1 protein-coding gene and 1 pseudogene are annotated in these 2,095 nt (G+C 46.8%); both read left to right on the top strand.

Going from position 1 to position 2,095, the window contains the following annotated elements:
• Positions 1-180: 180 nt before the first annotated feature.
• Positions 181-936: pseudogene (locus F6K20_RS35675) on the top strand (CIS tube protein); the annotation flags it as partial.
• Positions 937-944: 8 nt separating this feature from the next.
• Positions 945-2,018, top strand: a complete 1,074-nt coding sequence (locus tag F6K20_RS35665; protein WP_008184145.1) for a phage late control D family protein — start codon at positions 945-947, stop codon at positions 2,016-2,018.
• Positions 2,019-2,095: the final 77 nt, after the last annotated feature.

Below are 2,095 nucleotides of genomic sequence, written 5' to 3'. Positions count from 1 at the left end.
TATTAGATATTGCCGTTCAAGCATCGTGGTTAAGTACGCGACGTGTTAACACGTAGACTTCTATTCATTGCAGTCTGATAACGTCGAGATTGGTTACGCGAAAATTTTTTAGCCCAAAAAACACTAAACCAAACCAAAGGATTAACAAGTAGCCTCTTCGGCGCAGAGTTAGATAAATTAACCATCCTCAAGGAGCAGCCAGGAAAAAGATGGCAGATGGTTTTTCCAGAAAACAAACCAATGCCTCTATTCAATCCTAATGAAATTCAAATTACCAAGACAACCCAATGGCGTCATGAAACTCTCAAAAACCGCGATCGCGGTGATACTAAATTTATTGGTGGGGATCCAGCAACCCTGACTCTCGACCTGTTTTTTGACACCTACGAGGGACTACCTGAGAGTATATCCGGGGGCGGCAGCTCTCCCCTCAAACGAGTTGCATCGGGAGCGGCAACAGCGGCTTCATCTTTAACTGGTGTGTATGGATTATCAGCACCCAATGCCGTAGATGTTCGAGAGTATACGAATAAGATTTTTGAGTTGACTCTGATTGACTCTGATTTAAAACGCCCCCCTGTATGTGAACTGTGGTGGGGGGCATTTAACCTGATTTTTAAGGGGTATCTCGGACAACTAACCCAGCGCTTTACTATGTTTACCCCTAATGGGATGCCAGTCAGGGCCGCTCTCAACTGTACTTTCCAGCAGTTCATCCCTGAAGAGGATGAGGAACGGGAAAAGCCCAGTTCTCTAGCACGGGATGACGACCCGATCCATGTTGTCCGACGTGGAGAAACCCTGAGCAGCATTGCGGGTGTTGAATATAATGACCCGAGCTTCTGGCGAGAGATTGCCAAGGCTAATGGGATTACTAATCCCCGTAACCTGACACCAGGTCAAGTTCTGACCATCCCGGTACTTAATCTAACCTAAAATTAACCATGCTCTCGACACCTCCTCAAGCTAGTACCAATAGCATCGCTACCTCAGTCCCTGGCTTCAGAATTCTGATCAGGGGACAACAGTTGCGGTCTGATGTGATGGCAGTAATTGTGGATGAAAACGTTAGTACTCCCACTATGTTTACGATCAAGCTTGCCAACTGGGATCAAGAAAATCAGGAGTGGATTGATCCGCAACTGTTTAAGCTAGGCAATGAGGTAACGATTTTTATGGGCTACGGGGGTAGTGGAGGGAAACTGCAAAAATTGATGATGGGTCAGATCACCGGTCTGGAACCAGAATTTGCCCATGGGGAAATTCCTCTGTTGACAGTGCGGGGCTACGACTACAGTCATCGATTGCTTCGGGGTTACAACACTCGCTCGTTTACTAAAAAGAAAGACAGCGATATCGCTAGAGATATTGCCAAAAAAGCGGGTCTAAAGTATGGGGGAGTAACCACAAAGCTGGTTTTGGACTATGTACTACAGCATAACCAAACAGATATGGAGTTTCTTCAGACCCGTGCTCAACGACTTGGTTATGAGGTTGTGGTTCAAGATAAAACATTATATTTTCAGCCCCATCAGGATAAATCCAAGTCAGTGTTGACTCTAGTTCAACGAAAGGATCTGCTCAGTTTTTCTTCCCGACTGACCAGCTTGACCCAGGTGGGACAGGTGGAGGTGCGCGGTTGGAACCCGAAGGACAAGAAAGCCTTCATTGGGCGATCCAACCCTGGTTTTAGTACTAACAAAAGCGGTGCTAAGGCTGTAGATCCGGCTTTGGGTAGTCGAAAAAAAACCAGCGAACGTTTGTATCGCCCTGTGTTTAGTAGAGAAGAAGCTGAGCAAATCGCTCAGGGGGGATTTAATAACATGGCTCTGGAATACATCAGTGGGGAGGGCTTGTGTGTCGGACGCTCTGACTTGCGAGCAGGTACCGTTATTACTATCCAAGGGGTGGGCAAACAGTTTAGTGGTGACTACTATGTGACCTCCACCACCCATACCTATTCCCATAAACGAGGTTATCGCACAGCATTTAAGGTTAGGAGGAATGGGACATCATGATCTTTTATAGGGAGATGGGGAGATGGGGAGCTGGGGAGGTGGGGAGATGGGGAGTATGGGAGATCACGAAAGTATAA

The sequence above is a fragment of the Moorena sp. SIO2C4 genome (genome assembly GCF_010672485.1).
Lineage (GTDB): Bacteria > Cyanobacteriota > Cyanobacteriia > Cyanobacteriales > Coleofasciculaceae > Moorena > Moorena producens.
This window is presented reverse-complemented; position numbering and strand designations above follow the sequence as displayed.